Genomic DNA, 24,515 nt, shown 5'->3' with positions numbered 1-24,515 from the left:
CCCCCGCGAACCCACCGCCCCCAGCCAAACCCAGGCTTTCCGTGACCAACCGTCCACCCACGAGGGGCTGCGCCGTTCGCGGGAATGCTACTTCGCCGGCGACATCCACATGTCGATGACCGCGCTGAACACCTCCGTCCCCGCACGATCCCGCACACTCACCGTCACCGGCAGTGCGTAGCCCTCGGCCGCCGCCACGATCGGCTGCGCCGGCAATGCCACCGCCTGCAACGTGCCGCGCGCCTTGGCCAGGTACTGCACCTGCATCCCCTTCGGAATCCAGCGCATGCCCTTCGGCAGCGATGCATCCACCATCAGCCCGGCGGTCAGCTCCGCCAGGTTGCACATCGCGATCGCATGCACCGTGCCGATGTGGTTGCGCACCTTGCGGCGATCGGCCAGCGTGCCCTCGCAGCGGCCGTGTTCCAGGCGGGTGATGCGCGGTGCGATGCTGGCGAAGTAGGGCGCCTTGAAGCACACCGCGCGTGAGAACAGCCAGGTGCCGGCAGGCCAGCGCTGCAGGCGGTGGTAGAGCGAAAGCAGGGGCGTGGACATGGTCGGTTTCCGGTCGGCGGATAGAACGACGGCGGGCCGAAGCCCGCCGTCGAAGGCAACGCGTGTCGCGGGCGATCAGGCTGCCTGCGAATGCGGATCCTTGTGCTGGCGGTCGTAGTAGCTGGCCGCGCGCAGTTCGTGGGTGTCGAAGTCGTCCACAGTGATGGTGTCCAGGGTCAGCGTGCGCAGTTCTTCCAGCAGGCTCCGCTCGTCCTGGGTGATCACGCCTTCGGCCACGGCTTCGTCCAGCTGGGCCTTGAAGTCCAGTGCCTCGATGCCCTTGCTCTTCAGCGCCTTCAGGAACTTGCGTTCCACCGGCTCGGCCATGATCGCCTTGCTCAGGTAGCTGTTGATGCGGCCACCCGGGTTGTTCTCGCACGGGGTCAGGAACACGCCGCTGGCCAGGCGATCACGCGCTTCGTTCGGCGCCATCAGCAGGGCCGCCACGCGACGGCTCAGGCGGTCGCCCGGGGCCTCGGCACGGCGGCCCAGCGGGAAGATCAGCGCCCACATCAGCCAGCCGATCGGACGGATCGGGAAGTTGCGCAGCGCGGCCGACAGCGATTCCTCGATCTTGTGCACGCTGTCATGGAAGGCCCAGGCCAGCAGCGGCTGGTCGGCCTGCGGTGCGCCTTCGTCGTGGTAGCGCTTGAGCATGGCGCTGGTCATGTAGACGTGGCTCAGCACATCGCCCAGGCGGCCGGACAGCGATTCCTTGAACTTCAGCTTGCCGCCGAGGGTCATCATCGAGATGTCGGCCATCAGCGCCAGGTTGGCCGAGTAACGGTCCAGCTTGCGGAAGTAGCGGCGGGTGTAGGCGTCACCCGGGGCAGCACCGAAGCGTGCACCGGTCAGGCCGAACCAGAACGAACGCACGGCATTGGAGATGCCGTAGCGGATGTGGCCGAACAGGCTGCGATCGAACTCCTGCAGACCGGCACGGGTATCCGGATCCTGCGCAGCCTTCATTTCCTTCAGCACCCACGGGTGGCAGAGGATCGCACCCTGGCCGAAGATCAGCAGGCTGCGGGTCATGATGTTGGCGCCTTCCACGGTGATCGCGATCGGCGCGGCCTGCCAGCTGCGGCCGGCGAAGTTGCGCGGCCCCAGGATGATGCCCTTGCCGCCGATCACGTCCATCATGTCCGAGATCACTTCGCGGCTCATGTTGGTGCAGTGGTACTTGGCGATCGCCGACGGCACCGACGGCACGTCACCACGGTCAACCGCCGCCGCAGTGGCCTGCGACAGTGCGCTGATCTTGTACGCCTTGCCGCCGATGCGGGCCAGCGCTTCTTCCACGCCTTCGAAGCGGCCGACCGACAGGCCAAACTGCTTGCGGATGCGTGCATAGGCGCCGGTCACGGCGGCACCGGCCTTGGCACCACCACTGGCGGTGGACGGCAGGGTGATCGAGCGGCCCACGGCCAGGCACTCGTTGAGCATGTTCCAGCCCTTGCCGGCCATGGCAGCGCCACCGATCAGCTGGGTCAGCGGAATGAACACGTCCTTGCCGCGGATCGGACCGTTCTGGAACGTCGAGTTCAGCGGGAAGTGGCGGCGGCCGATTTCCACGCCGGCGGTGTCGCGCGGCAGCAGGCCCAGGGTAATGCCGATGTCGCGGGTATCGCCGATCAAACCGTCCGGGTCGTACATGCGGAAGGCCAGGCCGATCAGCGAAGCGACCGGGGCCAGGGTGATGTAGCGCTTGTCGAAGGTCAGCTTGACGCCGAGCACCTGCTCGCCGTTCCACTCGCCCTTGCAGACGATGCCGTAGTCCGGAATGGAGGTGGCGTCGGAACCGGCGAACGGACCGGTCAGGCCGAAGCAGGGCACCTCGCGACCATCGGCCAGGCGCGGCAGGTACTGGTCCTTCTGTTCCTGGGTACCGTAATGCACCAGCAGTTCACCCGGGCCCAGCGAGTTCGGCACGCCGACGGTGGAGCTGACCACCGAAGACACCGAGGCCAGCTTCTGGATCACCTTGTGGTGGGCCAGAGCGGAGAAGCCCAGGCCGCCGTATTCCTTCGGGATGATCATGCCGAAGAACTTGTTCTTCTTGATGAAGGCCCACAGCTCCGGCGGCAGGTCGGCATGGACGTGGGTGATTTCCCAGTCGTTGACCATGGTGCACAGCTCTTCCACCGGGCCATCGAGGAAGGCCTGTTCTTCGGCGGTCAGCTGCGGCTTGGGATAGTTGAGCAGGATGTTCCAGTCCGGATCACCGGTGAACAGTTCGCCCTCGAAGCCGACCGAGCCGGTTTCCAGCGCGATGCGCTCGGTCTGCGACAGCGGCGGCAGCACCTTGCGGAATACCTTCATCATCGGGCCGGTCAGCAGCGGCTTGCGGATGAACGGCAGCAGCAGCGGCACGGCGATGACGGCCAGCACGGCGGCCGCGACGATCGTGGCGGTCTGGTTGACGTAGGGGATGAACCAGCAGGCGACCAGCAGGGCCACGCTGATCAGCGTCCAGGTAACCAGCCGCATGCGGTGGTAGGCGACGAACGCGCCTGCCAGCAGCAGGGCGAGGAAGGGAAGAACGATGCTCATGAGCGTGCTCCGGTGACGTGCTCGTTTGTGGCGGACGATGCCGCAGCATCCGCTGCGGGCAACACGTCCAGATAGTCCAACACAGTAGCGGTAAAGGCGTCGTTGTCATCGCCGGCGACCATGTGCGTGGCCTGCGGCAGCTGTACATGACGCGCGTGCGGCGCCAACGCCAGGAATTCGGCCACGGTCTGTGGCGTGACCAGATCGCTGCGGCCGCCGCTGACCAGCAGCAGCGGGCACTTCACCTGCCGTGCGGCCTCGGCCAGTGCATCCTGGTGCTGCTCGCTGTCACGGGCCAGCTCTGCCACCAGGCGCGGGTCCCAGTGCCAGCGCCAGCGGCCGTGGCCGTCATCGCGCAGCAGTGCGCGCAGCGACTGCTCGGATTTGCGCGGGCGGTGTGGCATGTAGGCCGATATCACGTCGGCGGCCTGGGTGAGGGAGGCGAAGCCGTCGGGATGGGCGGTCATGAAGGCCAGGATGCGCTCGACACCGGCGGTGTCCCAGCGCGGGGTGATGTCCACCAGCACCATCGCCGAGAACAGGCCCGGCCAGCGCGATTCGGCCAGCAGGCCGAACAGGCCGCCCATCGAGGCTGCGACCAGCACCGGCGGACGCGGTTGCTCACCGGCCAGCACGATCAGGTCATCGGCGAACTGTTCACCGTGATAGGGCAGGTCGGCGTTATTCCAGTCCGAATCGCCATGGCCGCGTGCGTCGTAGGCCAGCGTCTGCAGGCCGGCTGCGGACAAGGCCCGGGCCGTGGCGTTCCAGGCGTGCCGGGTCTGGCCGAAGCCATGCGCGAACAACACCCGGCCGCGGCGGCCATGATCGCTGGCAGTAGCCGCAAGGCGCGCGCCATGGGCGGCGTCAAGGCGAAGGTCATGGAACGCAGCGGGAGTAGAGGACGTAACCATACTTGCTAGTATGGATCGCTTGTGAGGGAAGTCAATACTGCATCGTATGGTGCAGTGCGACAGGCCTCCAGGGGGAGGCCATTGACGGTTTCGTCCGCAACGGCGTACTGCAACGAACCCCGGCGTATGGTTAAATCAGACCATGAATCAACCTGACGCTTCCGCCGGCGAACCGCGCGCCGGCCGCAACAGCCGCCTGAGTGCCGAAGACTGGGCCCAGGCGGCCCTCGATCTGATTGCTGAACAAGGCGTAGGCGCCGTTGCGGTGGAACCGCTGGCGCGGCGACTCGGCGTGACCAAGGGCAGCTTCTATTGGCACTTCCCGTCGCGTGATGCGCTGCTGCAGGCCGCGCTGGAACGATGGGAACTGTTCGAACAGGAACAGGTGTTCGGTAGCCTGGAAGACGTACCCGACCCGCGTGCGCGCCTGCGCCAGCTGTTCCAGATGGTGGCGCATGAAGTGCAGCCGCACATCATCTACAGCGAACTGCTGAAAGCATTGGATCACCCGATGGTGCGCCCGGTGATCGACCGCGTGTCGCAGCGCCGCCTCGACTATCTGATCGCCTCGTTCCGCCAGGCAGGGCTCAGCTCGACCGATGCACGCCACCGCGCACGCCTGGCCTACGCCGCCTATGTCGGCTTCCTGCAGCTGTCCCTGCAGCTGCAGCAGCCCAAGCAGGCGCGCGAGGATTTCGAAGCCTATGTCGAGCATCTCATCGAGACGCTGATTCCGAACGGTTGAGCGTTGTTGCTGCGTTGAGTGCAGAGGGCCGCGGCAATGCCGCGGCCTTTTCCGTTGATGCTGCCGCAACCTGGAAGGCACAAAAGACAACGGCCCCTTGCGGGGCCGTTGCTGCATCAGCTGATCAGTGGATCGATCAGAACTTCTGCTTGTACTGCATGTACATGTAGCGGCCCGGCAGGTCGTACTGCGGGTCGAACATGTTGGCGCGGACCAGATAGGACACCGGCGGATCCTTGTCCCACGCGTTGTTCAGACCCACCATGATGGTGCCCTTCCACGGCGTGTTGTAGCGGAACTGGATGTCGTGGTAAGTGGTGGCGCCGATGTGGTTCTCGCGCTTCTCAGGATCCGAGCAGTAGCTGCGCAGTGCACCGCCCAGCAGGCAGTCCTCGGTCATCCCCGACTTGTAACGCAGGCCGTAGTTGACACCAAAATCACCGATGGACCAGTCGACGTACAGGTTGGAGCGGACGCGCCAGTACGGATCCTGATCGAGGTAGCGACCCTGGCGACCATCAACCGGGGAATCTTCCGTCGACTTGGTTTCCCACTTCGACAGGTAGGTGCCGTCCAGGCTGATGGTGAACTGGCCGATCGAAGTCTCCGGCAGCTTGTAGAGGACGCCCAGATCCCAGCCTTCCACCTTGTACGACGCCAGATTCATCAGCGGCATGTCGACGTTGGTGATGGTGTAGCGTTCGTTCGCGGTGCCGTAGTTCGGGTCACGGGTGATCAGGCCGCAGTAGGCTGCCTGCTGCTGTGCGGTACCACCGTAGCAGCGATCCATGATGTCGCTGATTGCCGGACGGGTGATGGCGTCTTCGATTTCGATCTGCCACCAGTCCAGAGTCACGTTCAGGCCCTGCACGAAACTCGGGCTCCACACCAGACCCAGCGTCTTGCTGGTGGAGGTTTCCGGCTTCAGATTCGGGTTCGACTTCCAAGTGAACGGCTCAACCGTCTGCAGCGGGCCCGCTTCGCCATCGGTGTTCGGCTGGACCAGGCCGGCCGGGACACCTTGGGCAACACACTGCGCCAGTACTGCGCCGGTTGGATTGTTGGCCTTGGCGCACGGATCTGCGTAGGTTTCGAACGAATCAGTGTCGCCGCGATACAGGTTGTTGATGCTCGGGGCGCGGAAGCCTTCGGAGTAATTACCACGCACCATCAGGTCGTCGATCGGCTTCCAGCGGAAGCCGAACTTGTTGTTGGTGGTGTTACCGAAATTGCTGTAGTCCGAGAAGCGCGAAGCGATGCTGAAGTCCAGCAGCTTGGCGCCCGGCAGGTCAGCCAGCACCGGGATCGACAGTTCCACGAAGAACTCATCCAGATCGTAGGCACCCTTGGTGGGTGCCGCACCGTTGCCGGTGCTCAGGCCTGCCGCGATGAACGCATCCGGATCGAACTGGCCGCTTTCCTTACGGCCTTCGTAGCCAGCTGCGAAGCCCAGCGCACCGGCCGGCAGCTGCACGATCTCACCAGAGATGTTGGCGTAATAGCTCTTCGACACCAGGCTCGCCGAGTCATGGGCGGTAAACGAAGTGTAATCCAGCGCTTCCTGCGAGATGGAACCCATGCCGCCCAACGGATTGATCGGCGCGCAGCCCGGGATGACATCGCCTGCCGCGTTCAAACAGGCCGGCTTGCCATCGCGGATGGCCGACGGACCGTAGGCTTCTTCCAGACGCTGCACATTGAACAGGCCGTAGGTCAGATCGTTCTGGTCGGTCTTATCGTAGCGGTAGCCGACATCCCAGTCGAAGTTGCGGCCGGCGAACTCGAAGAAGCCTTCGAAACCACCGTAGAAGTGCCAGTTCTTGACGTTCTGGTTGAACGAGCGTCCACCGGTTTCATTGAAACGACGGTTGACACCGGTCAGCTTTTGACCATACGGGTTGTACATGCTGTCCGCGCTCAGGTCCATGCCAGTGACCGGCATGGCGGCCAGCAGCTGCTCGGACTTGCGCTCGTTGTACATCGCCTCGGTGCGGAAGGTGATGTTATCCGTAATGTTGTACGAGCCGACGGCGAACAGCGAGGTGCGCTCGTTCGGGGTCAGCAGGTAGTTGTCCGGTGCCGTGTTGTAGCCGTGCTGGTTGGAGACGAACGGAGTCTCCACGCCATTGATGATGATGTAGCGCTGGTCATTGCGGACGTAGGAGCCCGGAATGCCGGTGCCGCTCTGGCCGCTGAAGAACGGGGGGCCACCGGCGGAGATCTTGCGATCGCCGGCCATCACGGCCTTTTCGTCGACGTAGGACACGCCCAGCACCAGCGAGGCGCGATCGGTGGTTGTGCCGATAGTGAAGTCGGCTGCGGTGCGGTCGCCGTCGCCAGCGCTGTACTGGCCCTTGTAGAAGTTCGCTTCAGCACCGTCGAAGTTCTGCTTGGTGATGATGTTCACCACGCCGGCGATCGCGTCCGAACCGTAGATGGTCGATGCGCCGTCCTTCAGGACGTCGATGCGCTCGATCATCGCGGTCGGAATGGTGTTCAGGTCGACGCTGCCATCCAGGCCGGTGGTCCAGCGGCGGCCATTGACCAGCACCAGGGTGCGCTCGGCGCCCAGGTTGCGCAGGCTGACACCGGCCGAGCCGTCACCGCCGTTGTTGAACGTACGGTTCAGGGCGGCGCCGTTGGCGGCAACGCGCTGCAGGATGTCGGCGACCGAGGTCACGCCCTGCTTTTCGATGTCGGCGCGGGTCAGGCTCAGGACCGGCTGCGAGGTTTCGATGTCGGTGCTCTTGATGCGCGAACCGGTGACCGAGATGCGGTCAAGGTTGGTCGCTTCCTGGGCCTGGGCGGTGGCAGTGGATGCCACACCGGCAACGAGCGCGACCAGTACGGCATCGCGCAGCTTGTTGGACTGGAAATTCATTGGCTCTCTCTCTCCAAGAAATCTTGGCTGGGTTATTGCCCGGCGGGGGAGCGAAAAGCGCTCCCAAATCGCGAGGCTGAGTCGATAGTAGCGGGCGCTCGCCAAGAATTAAAGCTACGTTAATCAAGTCTGTGATTTTAGTGAAAATGAAATTTAATGCTAAAAATCAAAGACTTGTATGCGAACAAGTCCAACTGTGTCTCGTTTGTTATGCGAAAGTGACGAAAAAATTTTCACAGATGTGTATCGCAGCATGTCGAAATGCATGCCAGCGTCTCTCCGGCGTCGGGTAGCGTTCAGTCTGTATCGCGATCACGCATGCGCCACGGGCGCCTTTCGGCGCCCGTGGACAGTCAATCGTTGGACCCACGCCTGGTGGGGTCAGAGATCCTGTTCGTAACGCACGTACGGCACGGTGCCGTCGTCGTTGCTTTCATTGCGTGGAGAGAACGGATTCTTGCCGCGGCTGATCACGTTCTCGGCGCCAACGGTAAGCTGGCCGGACCACGGGGTACGCCAGGTCAGGCCGATGCCCAGGCCTTCCCACTTGCCGGGCTTGCCCGGCACGTCGATCACGCGGCCGATGATGCTGCCGGTGAAGTTGCCGTAGCCGGCGCCGATGCTCAGGCTCTTGCTGTCCCAGCGGTCGACGATGGACGGTGCGGCGTCGGCCAGCGGTACCAGGCGGGCCTTGGCGTAGGTACCGGCAATCGAGACAAAACCCTCGCGGCCGATGTTCTTCTGCGCGAATACGGTCAGATCGTTCTGCTCGGCGCGCAGCGAAGGTGTCTTGTTCGGGCCGGACAGCCACGCCGGCAGGGTTTCACGGCCGGTGCCGGCGGTGATGCCGAGGCGGCTGCTGCCGCGGTTCAGCGCGGCGGTGCCGGTGAAGCGGCGGCTGTTGAGGTCGTCGTCGTCACCCAGGCTGGCCAGCATGCAGTGACTGGCCAGGCCGCTCATGCTGGTCCCGCTGCTGCTGTTGCAGAGCAGGCCCAGTGAGTCGCCGGAGGACAGGCCGAAGGCTGCATCCAGCGAGTTACGGCCGAAGTGCCAGCGGGCGCCGGCAGCCTGTTCGCCGGTGGGCTCCAGGTACAGCAGGGCCTCCACCTTGCCGCTGCCCTTGTTCCATACCGGCAGCACGGTCCGGGTGTCCTTGCTCTGCGCATGCACGCCCGTGATCGCGCCAAGGGCGATCAGCAGGGCCAGCGGTAGACGCAGGAAGGTACGCATCGGACCAGTTCAGACAGGGACGGACAACGGAAGTTCCCGCAGAGACGGGAACTTGATCCTAGGGTGTTTATGAATTCTTAACAAGCCTTGATCCCCCCAGATGCAAGACAAGCCGTTTACTGAAGCCGTTCAGGCGCCGGTACAGTCCCCTCGGCACCGTGGAACAGTATGCCGAACTCCGTCAAAGGAAAGTGATACTCCCGCCCGCAGAATTCGCAACGGACCTCGACGGCGCCGGTGCCCGCAGCCGCGGCACGGGCCTCGTCCTCGCCCAGCGACTGCAGCATCGACGCGACCCGCTCGCGGGAACAGGAGCAGGCGAAGGACAGAGGCTTGTCGCCCATCAGTTCCGGCTTCTCTTCGTGGAACAGACGGTGCAGCAGCTGCTCGGCCGGGGTGGCCAGCAGTTCGGCCTTGCCCAGGGTCTCGAACAGGGCGCTGGCGCGTGCCCAGCCGTCCTCGTCGCCCTCGTCGCCCGGCAGCTTCTGCAGCAGCAGGCCGGCCGCGCCGCTGCGATCGGCGGCCAGCAGCAGTCGGGTCGGCAGCTGTTCGGACTGGCGGAAGTAGTCCTCGAAGGCTTCGTCCAGTTCCGGCGCGGTCAGGCCGACCAGGCTCTGGTAACGCTGCGGCTCGCGCGGGTCCAGGCCCGGGTTCTCGATGGTGATGGCGAGAAGGGCGTCATCGCCCAGGCTGGACAGGTCGCGCGGCGCATCGGCGCCCTCGCTGAGCTGGGCAATGCCGCGCAGGGTGCCGGCGGCGGTGCATTCGGCGAACAGGGTGCGCAGGGCGGTGCTGCTGCGCAGCTGGATGGAGAGCCGGCCATCGATCTTGGTGTGGCCAGTGAACAGCGCCGAGGCCACGCAGGCTTCGCCGAGCAGTTCGGCGGCGGTATCCGGGTACTCGGCGTGGGACAGGATCTCCTGCCAGGTAGCCTGAAGGCGCACATGGACGCCACGGACACCAGCGTCGGGAAGCAGGAAGCGGATAAGGGAATCGGGGTTGGCGGTCATCGGCTCACATCGCGCGTAAACAGGGGCGGTTGCCGGATAATGCGCCGACAACCAGATACAAGAAGGATGCACCAGTAATGGGGGCAGGGGGAGAGCAGCACAAGGTGGAGGCCGTGGCGGAAGGCCCGCGCCGCAGGCGCTGGCGCTGGAAACGGCTGCTGTGGCTGCCGCTGCTGCTGGCCGCTTTCAGCTGCCTGCAGGTACTGGTGCTGCGCTTCATCGACCCGCCGGTATCCACGGTCATGCTGTGGCGCTATGGCGAGGCATTGGGAGAGGCTGACTGGTCCTATCGTCTGCACTACCAGTGGCGCGACCTGGACCAGATGGCGCCCAGCCTGCCGATCTCGCTGGTGGCCGCCGAGGACCAGCGCTTTCCCGACCACAACGGCTTCGACCTGCAGGCCATCGAGAAGGCCCGCGATCACAACGCCAAGGGCGGGCGCCTGCGGGGGGCCAGCACGATCAGCCAGCAGGTCGCCAAGAACCTGTTCCTGTGGCAGGGCCGCAGCTGGATCCGCAAAGGCCTGGAAGTCTGGTACACGGTGCTGATCGAAGCGCTCTGGCCGAAGGAGCGCATCCTGGAAATGTACGCCAACATCGCCGAGTTCGGTGACGGTGTGTATGGCGCGCAGGCGGCAGCACAGACGTTCTGGGGCAAGGACGCTGCGCGGCTCAGCCCGGCCGAGAGCGCGCGGCTGGCGGCGGTGCTGCCGGCACCGCGACGCTACAACGCGGCAAGGCCAGGGCCGTACGTGCAGCGGCGTGCGGCATGGATCCAGCGCCAGGCGCGGCAATTGGGCGGGGCAGCGTACCTCTCGGAGGAGTGAGCGTACGCGCTGCCTGGCAGGCCGCGCGGGCGTACGCAACGTACAATCCGGGCATGACCCGCGAACGCCTTACCTTCGTCATCGCTGCCTACAACGAAGCGCAGGCGCTTCCGTGCCTGCATCCCCGCCTGTGCGCGGTGCTGGACGGAATGCCCGACATCGATGGCCACATCCTGTATGTGGACGACGGCAGCCACGACGGTACCTGGGACGTGATCGCAGGGTTGGCGCAGGCCGACGCGCGGATATCGGCGCTGAAACTGTCGCGAAACTTCGGCAAGGAAGCAGCGCTGACCGCCGGCCTGGACCTGGTGCGCGAAGGCGGGGCGATGATCCTTGACGCTGATGGCCAGGATCCACCGGAACTGGTGCCCCAGTTTGTCGCGCGCTGGCGGGAGGGCTACGACAATGTCTATGGCACACGCATGGCCCGCGATGGAGAGGGTTGGATCAAGCGCGCCGCGGCGGCGGCGTTCTACCGGGTGATCGGTCGTCTGTCACGCACGCCGATTCCTGCTGATACCGGTGACTTCCGCCTGCTCTCGGCGCGCGCGCTGAGTGCGCTGCGCGAGATGCGCGAGCGGCACCGCTTCATGAAGGGGCTTTTCAGCTGGGTAGGGTTCAAACGGATCGCCGTGCCCTACCACCGCCATGCACGCGTGGCCGGTTCCAGCAAGTTCAGCCTGTGGCGGCTATGGAACTTCGCGTTGGAGGGTATCACCGGTTTCTCGACCGTGCCGCTGCGGGCGGCAACCTACATGGGCCTGGCGACGGCGGCCGTGGCCTTCGTGTTCGGCGTATGGGTGATCGCCAAGGCGGCCCTGTACGGCGACCGGGTTGCCGGCTGGCCGACGATGATGGCGGTGATCCTGTTCCTGGGCGGGGTGCAGCTGATCGCACTGGGCCTGATCGGCGAATACCTGGGGCGGCTGTACGAAGAGTCCAAACAGCGCCCGCTGTATCTGGTTGACGCGTGGCTAGCATCCGCCGTGGCAGACTCGGTCCTGCAACCCACCCTGGGAGGGCAGACGGATGACCACGGTACGGCAACTGTTGGACGGCAAGTCTCCTGAAGTACATGCGGTCGCGCCGGATGCGGCGGTGATCGATGCGATCCGGTTGATGGCTGAAAAGGGCATCGGTGCGGTGCTGGTGATGGACGGCCCGCGGCTGGTCGGCATCCTGTCCGAGCGCGACTACGCGCGCAAGATCGTGCTGCGTGACCGGTCGTCACGCGATACGGCGGTGGCGGAGATCATGACCGCGAAGGTGGTGACGGTGTCTCCGGGCGAGCAGGTGGAGCACTGCCTGCAGCTGGTGACCGACTACCGCATCCGTCACCTGCCGGTGGTGGAGGGCGCGCAGGTGCTGGGGGTGATCTCGATCGGTGACCTGGTGAAGTCGGTGATTGATGCGCAGCGGCGCGAGCTGGATCATCTGCAGCAGTACATCGTTGCAGGGTGAGTTTTTCGCTGGCGGGCCTGCGGCCCGCCGGCCCGCTTTTCGAAGCTCAAAGCCACAGCCAAAGCCAATGCAGCGCCTTCCTGATACGTCGGAGAGACGGAGGGCATGGGCGTGTCCTGCCTGAGTCACCCATCCCCCTCAAACCCCGATCAGTGCAGGCGCCGCGCACGAACGCTCCTACTTCGCATACTGCCCACCGCAGTCGGCATCCTTCCCCGGCCCCAGTTCGATCGTCGCCAGCAGCGCCGCAGGCGGGGCAATGCTGCCCAGCGCCAATGCCACCGCGCCGCGGATGCCCAGCGCCTTGAAGTCCGGGCGGAACGACGGATCCTTGAACGTGCCGGCGATGTGCAACGGCGAGCGCAGCACCAGGATGCTCTTGTCCTTCGGGCGTGGCTTCAGCAGCAGGTCCAGCGTCTCATCGCGCAGGCTGACCGTGCCTTCGCCGATGAGGATCGTATCGGTGGTGTCCACCGCCAACGTCTGGCTGGTCATCAGGCCATCGCGCACGCCGAAGTCGGCGAAGGCGCAACGCAGGGGAATCTGCTTGTCGCCGGTTACCAGGAATTTAAGTGACTCTGTGATGTCCAGCCCCGCCAGTTCCATCACCAGATTGCCCACGTGGCCGCGGCCCATCGCCAGCCCCACCTTGCCGCTGCTGCTGCCGAGCATCGCAGCAATCGAGTTGCCATGGCCACTCAGGTCCACGTCGCCGCCGATGCCGCCCTTGGCCTGCTCGGCCAGTTTCGCATCCGGAAACAGCTGACCCAGTTGCACGCCGCGCACGCTGGCCTTCAGCGCGGTGCGGATCTGCGGTTGGCGCGCGTCCATGCGGATCGTGCTGCGGATATCGCCTCCGGCCACGCCGAAGTTCAGTGGGTCCAGCCGCAACACGCCATCATCGAGCAGCAGGTGCGCGTCCATATCGTCCAGCGGCAACGAGGGCGCATTGATGCGGTGTGCTTTCCAGCGAACGTCGGCATCCATCGCGCGCAGCTTGCCCAGATTGTAGGGGGTGTCGGGCAGTACCTTGGCGCTCACGGCGATACGGGCGGCCTCGGCCTTCTGTTCCGCATTCGCGGTTTCGCCGCCGCCGGTCCGCGGCGGTGCACCCACGAAGCCGGCCAGGTCATCGAAGTCCAGGCGCTTGGATTCCAGCGTTGCGGTCAGCCTCGGACGGTTGCGCCCCACCTCGAACTGCAGATTGCCGCCAAGATCACTGTCGCCAACCTTGCCGGTGAAACCGTCGTAGCGCCAGATGTTGTGATCACGCTTGAGACGGCCGTTCAACGCATAAGGCGGCGACGGCGGAATGGCGATGCCGAGCAGCGGGTAGAGATCGGCCAGATCCCGGCCACTGAGCGCGAACTGCAGGTCGAATACACGCAGCTGGAACGGATTGGTCAGTGTGCCGCTGGCTACCGCATGGGTGGCACCGGCGCGGCCGTCGAGGTGGATGCGGAACGGATGGTCGCTGTCGGTCAGCTCGAGCGGCGACTCGGTACCGCCTTGCAGGGTGAACGGATTGCCCTGCCAATGGCCCTTGCCCTGCACCAGCAGTGGCGGTGACGCATCGGCCTGTTTCGGTTGGCCGCTGCGCACGCCCACACGGATGTCGGTGCGGCCCAGTGCATCGAGGAACTGCAGCCGGCCGTCGTCGATGCGCAGGCGTTTGAGCTGCGGGCTCGTGCCGCCAGCGCTGTCACCGAGGAAGTCCCAGTTGCCCGGTTCGCCCTTGCGCGGGGCGGTTTCCAGCAGCACGTCCGGTCGGGTCAGGCGGACTTCTGGCAGCTGCACGTTGCCGCGCAGCAGGGGCCACACCCGTACGTCGATCTCGACGCGGTCAGCCGTGGCCATGTTGGGCCGCTTCGCCCAACCGGCGTTGGCGAAAGTGATCGCATCGACGCGGATCGTGCTGGTGCGGCCGAGGTCGACATCAAGATTTTCGATGTGCAGCGCGCGCCCAGTCCGTGCCTGCACCGCGCGCTCGACTGGGCCCTTGAACCAGTTCCAGTCCCACAGCGCGATCACCACCAGGATCACTGCCAGCAGGAAGACCAGGACCGTCAGCCAGCGCCGGCCGCGCGGGCCAGGTCTGCGGAGGCGCCAGCGGGAAGCGCGCGTTGCGGTAGGGGAGGCGGCAGCATTCACGCTGCCATGGTTGCCCCTTCATCGTGGACGGGGCGCGAAGCGTCCATGTGCGCGGCGTGCACAACCCGCGCCGTTAAAGCACCTGCATGGTCACCGCGACGAAGTGGCAGACGCTGCCGCCGATCACGAACAGGTGCCAGATCGCGTGCGAATAGGGGATCGATTCGCGGTGATAGAAATAGGTGCCCAGCGTGTACGACAGGCCGCCGGCCAGCAGCCAGCCCAGCGTCCAGCCGTCGATCGAGGCCAGCATCGGCTTGATCGCCACGATCACCAGCCAGCCCATGGCGATGTAGATGCCGGTGGAAAGCGCCTTGAAGCGGCCGGTGTAGAACAGCTTGAACACCACCCCGGCCAGGGCCAGGGTCCAGATCGCGGCGAACAGGCCCCAGCCCCACGGGCCGCGCAGGCCGATCAGGGTGAACGGGGTATAGGTGCCGGCGATCAATACGTAGATCGCGCAGTGGTCGAACACCTTCAGGCGGCCCTTGGCGACCGGGTGCTGGATGGCGTGGTACAGGGTGGAGGCGGTGTACAGCAGCAGAAGCGCAATGCCGAATACGATCGCGCCGGCCAGCTGCCAACCATCGCTGTAGATGGCGGCCAGGGTGATCAGTACCGCACCGGCGCCCAGAGCGAGCACGGCACCGAGGCCGTGGGTCAGGGCGCTGGCGATTTCTTCGCGGATCGAAGCAACGGAAGTCGTGGACATGGCGTAGGCATCGTTCGCGGGGAGGGGGACCCGCACCCCCCTATCATCGCCGCGATGGGCGGCGTCTGCACGCCCGTCACCGTATGGTCGATGAATTGCCGGCCTGCGTCGGGTCCATGGTAGATCCACGTCATGCGTGGATGAACGCCCGGCACTGCAGGGGGCAGAGCCCTTTCCTGCGGAAAGGGATCTGACCCCGTGGCATCAGCCCACTGAAACCGTATGCGCCGCTTCGCGGGTGGCCGAGAAGCGCACGTCCGGCGAACGTTCCTGCGCCAGCTGCAGGTTGACCCGGGTCGGTGCCAGGTAGACCAGGTGCCCGGCCGCATCCAGGGCCAGGTTCAGCGCATTCTTCTCGCGGAACTCTTCCAGCTTCTTTTCGTTGCTGCAGTGGACCCAACGCGCAGTGGTCACGCTGACCGGCTCGAATGTGGCTTCCACGCCGTACTCGTCCTTCAGGCGGTAGGCGGCCACGTCGAACTGCAGCACACCGACGGCACCGAGGATCAGGTCGTTGCTGGTCAGCGGGCGGAAGAACTGGGTCGCACCTTCCTCGGACAGCTGGGCCAGGCCCTTCTGCAGCTGCTTGAGCTTGAGCGGATCACGCAGGCGGGCGCGACGGAACAGCTCCGGGGCGAAGTTCGGAATACCGGTGAAGGTGACCGCTTCGCCTTCGGTGAAGGTATCGCCGATGGAAATGGTGCCGTGGTTGTGGATGCCGATCACATCGCCCGGCCACGCTTCGGCGGCGATTTCACGATCGCTGGCCATGAAGGTCAGCGCGTTGGCCAGCTTCATTTCCTTGCCGGTGCGCACGTGGAAGGTCTTCATGCCGGCGCTGAAACGGCCCGAGCAGACGCGCATGAACGCCACGCGGTCACGGTGCTGCGGGTCCATGTTGGCCTGGATCTTGAACACGAAGCCGGTCAGCTTGTTCTCTTCCGGGGCGATCTCGCGGCCGGTGGTGGAGCGTGCCTGCGGCGACGGCGCATGCTCGACGAAGAAGTCCAGCAGCGGCTGCACGCCGAAGTTGTTCACGCCCGAGCCGAAGAACACCGGGGTCTGCTTGCCGGCGCGGTAGGCGTCCAGGTCGAACGGATGGCTGGCGCCCTGCACCAGTTCCAGTTCGTCGCGCAGGTCGGCCAGCATCTGTGCACCGATCTTCTCGGCCAGGCCGGGTGCATCGATGGACGGGAAGATGGTCGAGTCCTGGCGGGTGAAGTTGCGGCCCGGTTCGTACAGGTGCACTTCGCCGGTGAGCAGGTGCACCACGCCCTTCAGGCGCTGGCCCATGCCTATCGGCCAGGTCACCGGAGCGCACTGGATGCCGAGCACGGTTTCCACTTCATCCAGCAGCTCGATCGGGTCCTTGCCCTCGCGGTCGAGCTTGTTGATGAAGGTCATGATCGGGGTGTCGCGCAGTCGGCAGACTTCCATCAGCTTGATGGTGCGCTCTTCCACGCCCTTGGCCACGTCGATCACCATCAGCGCCGAGTCCACCGCGGTCAGCACGCGGTAGGTGTCCTCGCCGAAGTCGGCGTGGCCGGGGGTGTCGAGCAGGTTGACGATCTTGCCTTCGTACGGGAACTGCATCACCGAGGAGGTGACCGAGATGCCGCGTTCCTTTTCCAGCGCCATCCAGTCGGAGGTGGCGTGGCGGGCGGCCTTGCGGCCCTTGACCGAACCGGCCATCTGGATCGCGCCTCCGAACAGCAGCAGCTTTTCGGTCAGCGTGGTCTTGCCGGCGTCAGGGTGGGAGATGATGGCGAAGGTGCGGCGACGCGACGCTTCGTTGGCGACTTCGGACATGGCAGTGGCGCCCGCCCGGGGCGCTTTTCAAAGAGATAAGCGCCCGATTATACCGGCCGGGGCCGGTCAGCGCCCGGTGCCGCCGTCGGCCTCGCCCTGGCGGGCGAACCGCAGCTGGCCTTGCTCGGTGAAGATGCGCGCCGGCACCGAGCGCAGGCCCATGCCGCGGTTGATCTGTACCACAAAGTGCAGGTGTGGGGCGCTGCTGTAGCCGCTGTTGCCGGACAGGCCGAGGGGGTGCCCGGCTCCCACCGCCTGGCCACGGCGTACGCGCATGCCGCCCGCCTGCAGGTGGCCATACAGGGCCATGCTGCCGTCGCTGTGCAGCACGCGGATGAAGTTGGCACGGCCGCCATCGCGTTCGCGGTCCTGGCCGTTGCCACGGAAGCCATCCTGGATCTGCATCACCGTGCCCTCGCGTGCGGCCAACACCAACGTGCCTTCAGGCAGTGCGAAGTCGACCGCATCGCGGTTTTCCTCGTCATCGTGGCTGAACCGGCCCTGCGGCGCCTGGTCCACACGCGGGCGCGCATCATCGAAGGGCAGGCGGTAGGCCACATCCTCGGCCTGTGCGGCGGGGTTGCCCGGTACCGACTGCAGGCGCAGGTCCAGCATCCGGCCGTTGACCGGCGCGGGCAGGTGGCCGACCACCAGGCTGCTGTCTCCCTGGATCAGTGATTGAACCGGCAGGCCGTCGATCGGGTGCCCGGGGGCCGCGCGCAGTTCGATCTGCAACGGCCCGGCCAGGGTGTTGTCGATGCGGGCCTGCCACTGTTCGCCGATCGGCTGCAGGCGCAGCTGGGCCATCGGTGCGGCAGCCTCGGCCTCGCCTGCGTGGGCGGCAGAAGCGGGAGGAGGCACCAGTCCCCAGCCCTGGCGCCAGTCGCCGGCGCTGGCCGTCGTACTCGCCAGCAAGGGCAGCAGCAGGCAGGTCAGGGGCAGGCGTGGCATCGGCGGTTCCAGCGGCAGGGACCGCCGGGACTGTACCGGATCCTGAACGGGACGACCGCGACGCTCCTCGCATACCCATGATGAAAATATTCATCGCTTTATCCGCATGAAAGGATTGACAGTGCCCGGAAGGGCTGGCATCGTGGCCCCACCATCGAGACCGGCAGAGGGACAGGCCCTTTGAAGCCGGGGCAGCCCGCGGATGCGAAAGCGTCCGCGTAGGTGCCAAATCCTGCGGGGACCGTGGCGTCCACCGAAAGATGGTTCGAACCATGCACCGCACGTGCATCTCGAACGCGAGCCCCGCGAAGGCTCGATGGCCGATTCCCCAACCGGATCCCGCCATGAGCTTCGCTGCCAGTACCGCCATTCGCCCCGAACCCTTTGTCCCCGTCAGCGTGCCGGTCGAAGATCGCGTGCATGCCGAGCGCGGTGAGTTCGCCGGGGTGCTGTCGATGCGTCATGCCGGCCCCAGCCCGGTGCGCCTGCGCTATGAGTGGGTCGGTCCGGCCAACGCGCCGGTGGTGGTACTGGCTGGCGGCATTTCCGCGCATCGCCATGTGGCCTCCAACCCGCAGTTCAGCGAGAAGGGCTGGGCCGAAGAGCTGGTCGGCAGTGGTCGCACGCTGGATCCGCAGCAGCTGCGCGTGCTGGCGTTCGACTTCATCGGGGCCGACGGTGCGCTGGACGTGCCGATCGATACCGCCGACCAGGCCGATGCGTTGGCACTGCTGCTGGATCATCTGGGCATTCGCACGCTGAAGGCCTTCGTCGGCTATTCGTATGGCGCGCTGGTCGGCCAGCAGTTCGCGATCCGTCATCGTGCCCGCGTGCGCCAGCTGGTGCTGGCCAGCGGTGCGCATCGCCCGCACCCGTATGCCGCCGCCTGGCGCGCGTTGCAGCGCCGGGCCGTCGCGCTGGGCCAGCTGCAGTGCGGCGAAGACCATGGCCTGGCGCTGGCCCGGCAGTTCGCCATGCTCAGCTACCGCACCCCGGAAGAGTTCGGCGAGCGCTTCGACGCCGCGCCGGAAGTGATCAACGGCCGCGTGCGCGTGGCCGCCGAAGACTATCTCGACGCCGCAGGCGCGCAGTACGTCGCGCGCACACCGGTGACCGCCTACCTGCGCCTTTCCGAATCGATCGACCTGCACCGCGTCGACCCCGCCGCCATCCTGCCGCCGACCGTGGTGGTGGCCGTGGAAGGTGACCGCCTGGTGCCGCTGGCCGACCTGGTCGGCCTGGTCGAGGGGCTGGGGCCGCGCGGCAGCCTGCGCGTGCTGCGTTCGCCCTACGGCCACGACGCCTTCCTCAAAGAAACCGATCGCATCGACGCGATCCTCGCCACCGCCTTCCGCACCTCTGGAGAGTCCGCATGAGCCTGCACGCCAACGAGCCGTCCTGTAGCCGCACCACTGCCGCCGTCCGCGCCGGCATCGATCGTGACACCGCGCATGGCGCGGTCACGCCGCCGATCGTGCTGTCGTCGAACTTCAGCTTCGAAGGCTTTGGCAACAAGCGCCAGTACGACTACACGCGCAGCGGCAATCCCACCCGCGACCTGCTGGGTGAAGCGCTGGCCGAACTGGAAGGCGGTGCCGGCGGCGTGATCACCGCCACTGGCATGGGCGCGATCAACCTGGTGCTGAACGCACTGCTGCAGCCGGGCGATACCCTGGTGGTGCCGCACGATGCGTACGGCGGCAGTTGGCGCCTGTTCAATGCGCTGGCAAAGAAGGGCCACTTCGAACTGGTCACCGCTGATCTGACCGATCCGCGCGCGCTGGCGCAGGCGCTGGCCACTCAGCCGAAGCTGGTGCTGGTGGAAACTCCGTCCAACCCGCTGCTGCGCATCACCGACCTGCGCTTCGTGATCGATGCTGCGCACAAGGCCGGTGCACTGGTTGTGGTCGACAACACCTTCCTGTCCCCGGCGCTGCAGCAACCGCTGTCGTTCGGTGCGGACCTGGTGCTGCATTCCACCACCAAGTACATCAACGGCCACAGCGATGTGGTGGGCGGCGCGGTAGTCGCGCGCGATCCGGCACTGCACGAGCAGCTGGTGTGGTGGGGCAACGCGCTGGGCCTGACCGGCTCGCCGTTCGATGCCTTCCTGACCCTGCGCGGCCTGCGCACGCTGGATGCGCGCCTGCGCGTGCATCAGGAGAACACCACTTCGATCGTTGCGTTGCTGGACCAGCATCCGGCGGTCGGCCGTGTCTATTACCCGGGTCTGGCCGATCACCCGGGCCACTCCATCGCCGCCCGCCAGCAGAGTGGTTTCGGCGCGATGCTGTCGTTCGAACTGGCCGACTGCGAAGGTGATGATCCGCATGCCGCAGTGCGTGCCTTTGTCGATGGCCTGCGCTGTTTCACCCTGGCCGAATCGCTGGGCGGCGTCGAAAGCCTGGTCGCGCATCCGGCCACCATGACCCATGCGGCGATGACCGCCGAAGCGCGTGCCGCCGCCGGCATCAGCGAAGGCCTGCTGCGCCTGTCGGTGGGCATCGAGGCCGAGCGTGACCTGCTGGTCGATCTGGGCGCCGCGCTGCAGCGCGCCGAAGCGGTGATCGATGCGGCTGCGCGCCGCAAACAGGTGGTGGATGCATGAGCGCGCTCGCCGCTGAAATTCCTGCGCTGGGTGTGGGACGCCTGGCGCTGCTCGGCACCGGCACGGTCGGCTCGGCCTTCGTGCAGCGTTACCAGGCATTGCGGGCGCGTGGGCTGGAACTGCCCAGCGTGCAGTGGCTGGCCAATTCACGCACTGCGCTGGAGATCGATCGTGATCTGGCGTTGCCGCTGGAGCTGGCACGACGTGCACCACGCGATGGCCAGAGTTCGCCGCCGTGGGCGAGCGCCGAAGGACTGGAGCGTGGCGACGTGGTGGTCGACGCCACTGCCAGCGAAGACGTGGCCGCGCGCCACGTGCAGTGGCTGGCGCGCGGCGTGCACGTGGTGACCGCCAACAAGCTGGGCCGTGGCGCGCAGCTTGCACGCGCGCAGGCCATCGCGGAAAGCTGCGCCGACAGTGGCGCGTGCTATGGCGACAGCGCGACGGTAGGCGCGGGCCTGCCGCTGCTGAGCAGCCTGCGTGCGTTGGTGGCCGGTGGCGATCACATCCATGCCATCGAAGGCGTGCTGTCCGGTTCGCTGGCGTGGCTGTTCCATCGCTATGACGGGCGGTCGCCGTTCTCGGCCGCGGTGCGCGAGGCGCTGGCGGCCGGCTACACCGAGCCGGACCCGCGGCTGGATCTCTCCGGCGAGGATGTGCGGCGCAAGCTGCTGATCCTCGCCCGCAGCAGTGGCCTGGCTCTGGATGCCTCGCAGGTGCAGGTGGATTCGCTGGTGCCTGCGGCGCTGGCAGCGTTGCCGTTGGATGAAGCGGTGGGCGCGCTGGAACAGCTGGACGCACCGTTGCAGGCGCGTTGGCAGCAGGCGCGCGACAACGGCCACGTGCTGCGTTTCGTTGGCCGTGTCGATGGCGAGGGTGCGCAGGTGGGCCTGCGTGAGCTACCGGCCGATCACCCGCTGGCGCAGGGTGCAGGCACCGACAACCGCGTGGCCATCCACAGTGATCGCTATCAGCGCCAGCCGTTGTTGATCCAGGGCCCGGGTGCGGGCGCGGAAGTCACCGCCGCCGCGCTTCTGGACGACGTGCTGCGTATCGTGGGTTGATCGCACCGCTTCTGTAGAGCCAAGCCCATGCTCGGCTGCTCCTGACAGAATCCCCATCCTGCCGGATGAGCCGAGCGTGGGCTCGGCTCTACAGGGGCATGCCTGCCGGTCAGCGGGACTTCAGTGCCTTCAACAACGCGCTGTTGAACTGCTTCGGGTCCTGCACCTGCGGCGAATGGCCCAGTTCGGCAAACTCGACCAGTGTTGCGCCGGGAATGGCGGCCGCTGCGGCCTTGCCGAGCACCGGGTAATTGCCAAGCGTCGCCTTCACCGCTGGCGGCGCGAGGTCGCGGCCGATCGCGGTGTGGTCCTTCTGGCCGATGAACAACGTGGTCGGCACCTGCAGGTTTTTCAGTTCGTAGACCACCGGCTGGTTGAACACCATGTCCGAGGCCAGTGCCTGGCTCCACGCAACGGCCTGCTTTCCCGGGCCTTCGTACATGCCCGACTGCATGCGTGCCCACGGCTCATAGGCCGGCTTCCATTGGCCGTCGTAATACACGTCCAGCTGGTAACGGCGGATGCTGTCATACGTGGTTTTCAGTTCACCGGCGTACCAGGCATCCACGCTGCGCCAAGGCACGCCCAGCGCCTTCCAGTCCTCCAGCCCGATCGGGTTGACCAGCGACAGGCTGCGCAGGTCCTGCGGGTACATGAGCGCGTAGCGCACCGCGAGCATGCCGCCCATCGAGTGGCCGACAAGGTGCACTGGTACATCACCCATCTGCAGCTGCTGCAGCAGTTCGTGGGTATTGGCCGCAAGCTGGGCGAACGAGTACTGGTAGCGCTCGGGCTTGCTGGACTTGCAGAAGCCCACCTGGTCCGGGGCAATCACCCGGTAGCCGGCTGCGATCAGTGGCTTGATCGACTCTTTCCAGGTGGCCGCACAGAAATTCTTGCCATGCAGGAGCACCACGACGCCGACCGGTGCCTTTTTCGGCGCGATGTCCAGATAGGCCATTTCCAGCGACTGCCGCTGCGATTCCAGTGCGAAGGTCTTCACTGGATAGCCGTAGTCGAAGCCTTCCAAGCGTGGCCCATAGGTGGGCGCGGCGAGGGCGGACAGCGGAAGGCAGGCAAGCAGGGCAGCAGCGATCACGCGCATGGGGCAGTCCGGGGGCGGGGGAGCCCCGAGCCTAACCGGAACGCAGTGACGGTGTCGTCCGAGCGGGCAAGGGCGACTGGGTAGAGTCGACTGGGTAGAGTCGACTGTTAGTCGACTGCTCTTCGTTCCGACCGCGAAAATCCCGCGTGCGCGCGATAGTCGACTAACAGTCGACTCTACCTGCGGCCCGGCGCTATCACGCCGGGCCCGATCGACCTCAGCACTCGATGACGTTCACCGCCAGGCCACCGCGGCTGGTTTCCTTGTACTTGTCCTGCATGTCGCGGCCGGTATCGCGCATGGTCTTGATCACCTTGTCCAGCGACACCTTGTGCTTGCCGTCGCCACGCATCGCCATGCGCGAGGCGTTGATCGCCTTCACCGCGCCCATCGCATTGCGTTCGATGCAGGGGATCTGCACCAGGCCACCGATCGGGTCACAGGTCAGGCCGAGGTTGTGTTCCATGCCGATTTCCGCGGCATTCTCGATCTGGCTCGGGTTGCCACCCAGCGCCGCGACCAGGCCACCGGCCGCCATCGAGCAGGCCACGCCCACTTCGCCCTGGCAGCCCACTTCGGCGCCGGAGATCGAGGCGTTTTCCTTGTACAGGATGCCGATCGCCGCCGAGGTCAGCAGGAAGTCGAACACACGCTGCTCGTTGGCACCCGGGCAGAAGCGGTCGAAGTAATGCAGCACAGCCGGCAATACGCCGGCGGCGCCGTTGGTCGGCGCTGTCACCACGCGGCCACCGGCGGCGTTCTCCTCGTTCACCGCCAGTGCGTACAGGTTGACCCAGTCCAGCGTGGTCAGCGGGTCGCGCATTGCCGCTTCCGGCTTCGACGACAGCTCGCGGTACAGCGCCGGTGCACGACGGCCAACCTTCAGACCACCCGGTAGCACGCCTTCCTCGCGGATGCCGCGCGTCACGCACGATTGCATCGCACTCCAGATCTCGCGCAGCTGCGCGCGGATCTCGTCCTCGCTGCGCCAGCACTTCTCGTTCTCGAACATCAGCTGGGCGATGCTCAGGCCGCTGCGTGCGGTCTGTGCCAGCAGCTCGTCGCCGCTCTTGAACGGGTAGGGCAGCGGGGTTTCATCGGGCACGATGCGGTCATCGGCCGCATCGTCCTGGTTGACCACGAAGCCGCCACCGACGGAGTAGTAGTCGCGGGTGGCGATCACTTCGTCCTCGGCGTTGTACGCGGTGAAGCGCATGCCGTTGGTGTGGTAGGGCAGCTTCTGGCGTTTGTTCATGCCGAGGTCGCGCTTCTCGTCGAAGGCGATCTCGTGCTGGCCCATCAGCTGGATGCGCTTGCTGCTGCGGATGCGCTCCAGGGTGGCCGGGATGATGTCCGGGTCGATCAGGTTCGGCCGCTGCCCTTCCAGGCCCAGCAGGATCGCCTTGTCGGTGCCATGGCCGCGGCCGGTCAAGGCCAGCGAACCATAGACATCGGCACGGATGCGCGCGACCTCGTGCAGGCGGCCCGGGTCGAGCAGCCAGCGGTGGATGAATCGCTCGGCGGCCTTCATCGGCCCGACGGTGTGCGAGGAGCTCGGGCCAATGCCGATCTTGAAAACGTCGAACGTGCTGACAGCCATGGTTGCCGTACTGCGGGTACCGGAAGAGACCGCTATTCTAGCGGTTCACGCCGCACTTCCATGGCTGCGGCGCAGCATTTCCGCCAAGGGGACCCAGCCAGTGTTGACTCTGTTCCAGCGTGACGACTGCCACCTGTGCGACATGGCCCTGGCCGAGCTGGCCAAGGCCAGGGCGCCGGAGTTCGAATCGGTGTTCCTGGATGACCAGCCGGCGCTGGAATCGCGCTACGGCGCGCGGGTGCCGGTGCTGCGCGACGAGCGCGGCGACCGTGAGCTGGACTGGCCGTTCGACGCGGCCACGGTTCAGGCCTGGCTGGCCGTCGATCGGTAGTGCCC

Annotated in this window: 20 protein-coding genes and 1 riboswitch; of the genes, 8 read left to right on the top strand and 12 right to left on the bottom strand. The window is 66.0% G+C overall.

The features are described from left to right. Positions 1–87 precede the first annotated feature (87 nt). The 3 genes from D7Y61_RS21100 to D7Y61_RS21090 all read right to left on the bottom strand — a co-directional run bounded on the left by D7Y61_RS21100 (position 88) and on the right by D7Y61_RS21090 (position 4,022). Complete coding sequence (locus D7Y61_RS21100; RefSeq protein ID WP_180869126.1) at positions 88–555, bottom strand: hotdog fold domain-containing protein; 468 nt, start codon at positions 553–555, stop codon at positions 88–90. Positions 556–630: 75 nt separating this feature from the next. Further along, the gene (locus D7Y61_RS21095) at positions 631–3,108 is read right to left on the bottom strand and encodes an acyl-CoA dehydrogenase (protein WP_180869124.1); all 2,478 of its coding nucleotides are present in this window, start codon (positions 3,106–3,108) and stop codon (positions 631–633) included. Beyond that, positions 3,105–4,022, bottom strand: a complete 918-nt coding sequence (locus tag D7Y61_RS21090) for an alpha/beta fold hydrolase (RefSeq protein ID WP_180869122.1) — start codon at positions 4,020–4,022, stop codon at positions 3,105–3,107. The genes D7Y61_RS21095 and D7Y61_RS21090 overlap by 4 nt, the downstream gene beginning before the upstream one ends. Positions 4,023–4,164: 142 nt before the next feature. Here D7Y61_RS21090 and D7Y61_RS21085 point away from each other — a divergent pair, with 142 nt between their 5' ends. After that, positions 4,165–4,767, top strand: a complete 603-nt coding sequence (locus D7Y61_RS21085) for a TetR/AcrR family transcriptional regulator (protein WP_053520195.1) — start codon at positions 4,165–4,167, stop codon at positions 4,765–4,767. Between the two features lie 136 nt (positions 4,768–4,903). Here D7Y61_RS21085 and D7Y61_RS21080 read toward each other — a convergent pair whose 3' ends face one another. The 3 genes from D7Y61_RS21080 to D7Y61_RS21070 form a co-directional block, all read right to left on the bottom strand. After that, positions 4,904–7,648: a TonB-dependent receptor gene (locus D7Y61_RS21080; RefSeq protein WP_180869121.1), complete on the bottom strand. Its 2,745-nt coding sequence runs from the start codon at positions 7,646–7,648 to the stop codon at positions 4,904–4,906. 381 nt (positions 7,649–8,029) lie between these two features. Continuing rightward, the gene (locus D7Y61_RS21075) at positions 8,030–8,878 is read right to left on the bottom strand and encodes a hypothetical protein (protein WP_049420960.1); all 849 of its coding nucleotides are present in this window, start codon (positions 8,876–8,878) and stop codon (positions 8,030–8,032) included. 116 nt (positions 8,879–8,994) lie between these two features. Further along, positions 8,995–9,888 (bottom strand): Hsp33 family molecular chaperone HslO, encoded by an 894-nt coding sequence (locus D7Y61_RS21070; RefSeq protein WP_180869119.1) that lies wholly within the window; start codon positions 9,886–9,888, stop codon positions 8,995–8,997. Positions 9,889–9,965: 77 nt separating this feature from the next. Here D7Y61_RS21070 and mtgA point away from each other — a divergent pair, with 77 nt between their 5' ends. From mtgA to D7Y61_RS21055, 3 genes are read left to right on the top strand one after another with little or no spacing between them, the layout of a single operon-like run. Further along, positions 9,966–10,715 (top strand): monofunctional biosynthetic peptidoglycan transglycosylase, encoded by a 750-nt coding sequence (gene mtgA, locus D7Y61_RS21065; RefSeq protein ID WP_180869117.1) that lies wholly within the window; start codon positions 9,966–9,968, stop codon positions 10,713–10,715. A gap of 53 nt (positions 10,716–10,768) precedes the next feature. After that, the gene (locus D7Y61_RS21060) at positions 10,769–11,788 is read left to right on the top strand and encodes a glycosyltransferase family 2 protein (protein WP_180869115.1); all 1,020 of its coding nucleotides are present in this window, start codon (positions 10,769–10,771) and stop codon (positions 11,786–11,788) included. Beyond that, positions 11,748–12,179, top strand: a complete 432-nt coding sequence (locus tag D7Y61_RS21055; RefSeq protein WP_180869113.1) for a CBS domain-containing protein — start codon at positions 11,748–11,750, stop codon at positions 12,177–12,179. Before D7Y61_RS21060 ends, D7Y61_RS21055 begins: the two co-directional genes overlap by 41 nt. A gap of 177 nt (positions 12,180–12,356) precedes the next feature. On the opposite strand, the gene D7Y61_RS21050 is transcribed toward D7Y61_RS21055, so the two are convergent. The 4 genes from D7Y61_RS21050 to D7Y61_RS21035 all read right to left on the bottom strand — a co-directional run bounded on the left by D7Y61_RS21050 (position 12,357) and on the right by D7Y61_RS21035 (position 17,802). Beyond that, on the bottom strand, positions 12,357–14,330 hold the full coding sequence (locus D7Y61_RS21050) for an AsmA family protein (protein ID WP_180869111.1): 1,974 nt from the start codon (positions 14,328–14,330) through the stop codon (positions 12,357–12,359). A 73-nt stretch (positions 14,331–14,403) separates the two neighbouring features. Further along, a complete protein-coding gene (gene trhA / locus D7Y61_RS21045) occupies positions 14,404–15,042 on the bottom strand; it encodes a PAQR family membrane homeostasis protein TrhA (protein WP_010482744.1) in 639 nt (212 codons plus the stop codon). Between the two features lie 204 nt (positions 15,043–15,246). Then, entirely contained in the window at positions 15,247–16,851 is a 1,605-nt protein-coding gene (locus D7Y61_RS21040; RefSeq protein ID WP_014038155.1) for a peptide chain release factor 3, read from the bottom strand. Positions 16,852–16,917: 66 nt separating this feature from the next. Further along, a complete protein-coding gene (locus tag D7Y61_RS21035; protein WP_180869110.1) occupies positions 16,918–17,802 on the bottom strand; it encodes a M23 family metallopeptidase in 885 nt (294 codons plus the stop codon). A 148-nt stretch (positions 17,803–17,950) separates the two neighbouring features. Then, a riboswitch (SAM riboswitch) is annotated at positions 17,951–18,069 on the top strand. 77 nt (positions 18,070–18,146) lie between these two features. Between D7Y61_RS21035 and metX the strand changes: the two genes are divergently transcribed. The 3 genes from metX to D7Y61_RS21020 are packed head-to-tail and all read left to right on the top strand — an operon-like array spanning position 18,147 to position 21,474. After that, a complete protein-coding gene (gene metX / locus D7Y61_RS21030) occupies positions 18,147–19,178 on the top strand; it encodes a homoserine O-succinyltransferase MetX (RefSeq protein WP_180869108.1) in 1,032 nt (343 codons plus the stop codon). After that, positions 19,175–20,410 (top strand): O-succinylhomoserine (thiol)-lyase, encoded by a 1,236-nt coding sequence (locus tag D7Y61_RS21025; RefSeq protein WP_180869106.1) that lies wholly within the window; start codon positions 19,175–19,177, stop codon positions 20,408–20,410. Before metX ends, D7Y61_RS21025 begins: the two co-directional genes overlap by 4 nt. Beyond that, positions 20,407–21,474 carry a homoserine dehydrogenase gene (locus tag D7Y61_RS21020; RefSeq protein ID WP_180869104.1) on the top strand — a complete coding sequence of 356 codons (1,068 nt, stop codon included), beginning with the start codon at positions 20,407–20,409 and terminating at the stop codon, positions 21,472–21,474. Before D7Y61_RS21025 ends, D7Y61_RS21020 begins: the two co-directional genes overlap by 4 nt. A 109-nt stretch (positions 21,475–21,583) precedes the next feature. Here D7Y61_RS21020 and D7Y61_RS21015 read toward each other — a convergent pair whose 3' ends face one another. Beyond that, positions 21,584–22,579, bottom strand: a complete 996-nt coding sequence (locus D7Y61_RS21015; RefSeq protein ID WP_180869102.1) for an alpha/beta fold hydrolase — start codon at positions 22,577–22,579, stop codon at positions 21,584–21,586. 217 nt (positions 22,580–22,796) lie between these two features. After that, positions 22,797–24,179: an L-serine ammonia-lyase gene (locus D7Y61_RS21010; protein ID WP_019338791.1), complete on the bottom strand. Its 1,383-nt coding sequence runs from the start codon at positions 24,177–24,179 to the stop codon at positions 22,797–22,799. A 100-nt stretch (positions 24,180–24,279) separates the two neighbouring features. Here D7Y61_RS21010 and D7Y61_RS21005 point away from each other — a divergent pair, with 100 nt between their 5' ends. Next, the gene (locus D7Y61_RS21005) at positions 24,280–24,510 is read left to right on the top strand and encodes a glutaredoxin family protein (RefSeq protein WP_049447590.1); all 231 of its coding nucleotides are present in this window, start codon (positions 24,280–24,282) and stop codon (positions 24,508–24,510) included. Positions 24,511–24,515: the final 5 nt, after the last annotated feature.

This window comes from Stenotrophomonas maltophilia, from assembly GCF_013464485.1.
GTDB classification, from domain to species: Bacteria; Pseudomonadota; Gammaproteobacteria; order Xanthomonadales; family Xanthomonadaceae; genus Stenotrophomonas; species Stenotrophomonas maltophilia_AW.
Note: the sequence above shows the minus strand (reverse complement) of the source record. Positions and strands in the feature narration are given on the sequence as shown.

Coding starts and splice junctions, on each gene's coding strand:
- D7Y61_RS21020 (WP_180869104.1), top strand. CDS start 20,407: ATGAGCGCGCTCGCCGCTGAAATTCCTGCGCTGGGTGTGGGACGCCTG.
- D7Y61_RS21085 (WP_053520195.1), top strand. CDS start 4,165: ATGAATCAACCTGACGCTTCCGCCGGCGAACCGCGCGCCGGCCGCAAC.
- D7Y61_RS21055 (WP_180869113.1), top strand. CDS start 11,748: ATGACCACGGTACGGCAACTGTTGGACGGCAAGTCTCCTGAAGTACAT.
- D7Y61_RS21025 (WP_180869106.1), top strand. CDS start 19,175: ATGAGCCTGCACGCCAACGAGCCGTCCTGTAGCCGCACCACTGCCGCC.
- D7Y61_RS21090 (WP_180869122.1), bottom strand. CDS start 4,022: ATGGTTACGTCCTCTACTCCCGCTGCGTTCCATGACCTTCGCCTTGAC.
- D7Y61_RS21010 (WP_019338791.1), bottom strand. CDS start 24,179: ATGGCTGTCAGCACGTTCGACGTTTTCAAGATCGGCATTGGCCCGAGC.
- D7Y61_RS21035 (WP_180869110.1), bottom strand. CDS start 17,802: ATGCCACGCCTGCCCCTGACCTGCCTGCTGCTGCCCTTGCTGGCGAGT.
- D7Y61_RS21075 (WP_049420960.1), bottom strand. CDS start 8,878: ATGCGTACCTTCCTGCGTCTACCGCTGGCCCTGCTGATCGCCCTTGGC.
- D7Y61_RS21040 (WP_014038155.1), bottom strand. CDS start 16,851: ATGTCCGAAGTCGCCAACGAAGCGTCGCGTCGCCGCACCTTCGCCATC.
- D7Y61_RS21080 (WP_180869121.1), bottom strand. CDS start 7,648: ATGAATTTCCAGTCCAACAAGCTGCGCGATGCCGTACTGGTCGCGCTC.
- D7Y61_RS21015 (WP_180869102.1), bottom strand. CDS start 22,579: ATGCGCGTGATCGCTGCTGCCCTGCTTGCCTGCCTTCCGCTGTCCGCC.
- D7Y61_RS21070 (WP_180869119.1), bottom strand. CDS start 9,888: ATGACCGCCAACCCCGATTCCCTTATCCGCTTCCTGCTTCCCGACGCT.
- metX (WP_180869108.1), top strand. CDS start 18,147: ATGAGCTTCGCTGCCAGTACCGCCATTCGCCCCGAACCCTTTGTCCCC.
- mtgA (WP_180869117.1), top strand. CDS start 9,966: ATGGGGGCAGGGGGAGAGCAGCACAAGGTGGAGGCCGTGGCGGAAGGC.
- D7Y61_RS21060 (WP_180869115.1), top strand. CDS start 10,769: ATGACCCGCGAACGCCTTACCTTCGTCATCGCTGCCTACAACGAAGCG.
- trhA (WP_010482744.1), bottom strand. CDS start 15,042: ATGTCCACGACTTCCGTTGCTTCGATCCGCGAAGAAATCGCCAGCGCC.
- D7Y61_RS21095 (WP_180869124.1), bottom strand. CDS start 3,108: ATGAGCATCGTTCTTCCCTTCCTCGCCCTGCTGCTGGCAGGCGCGTTC.
- D7Y61_RS21100 (WP_180869126.1), bottom strand. CDS start 555: ATGTCCACGCCCCTGCTTTCGCTCTACCACCGCCTGCAGCGCTGGCCT.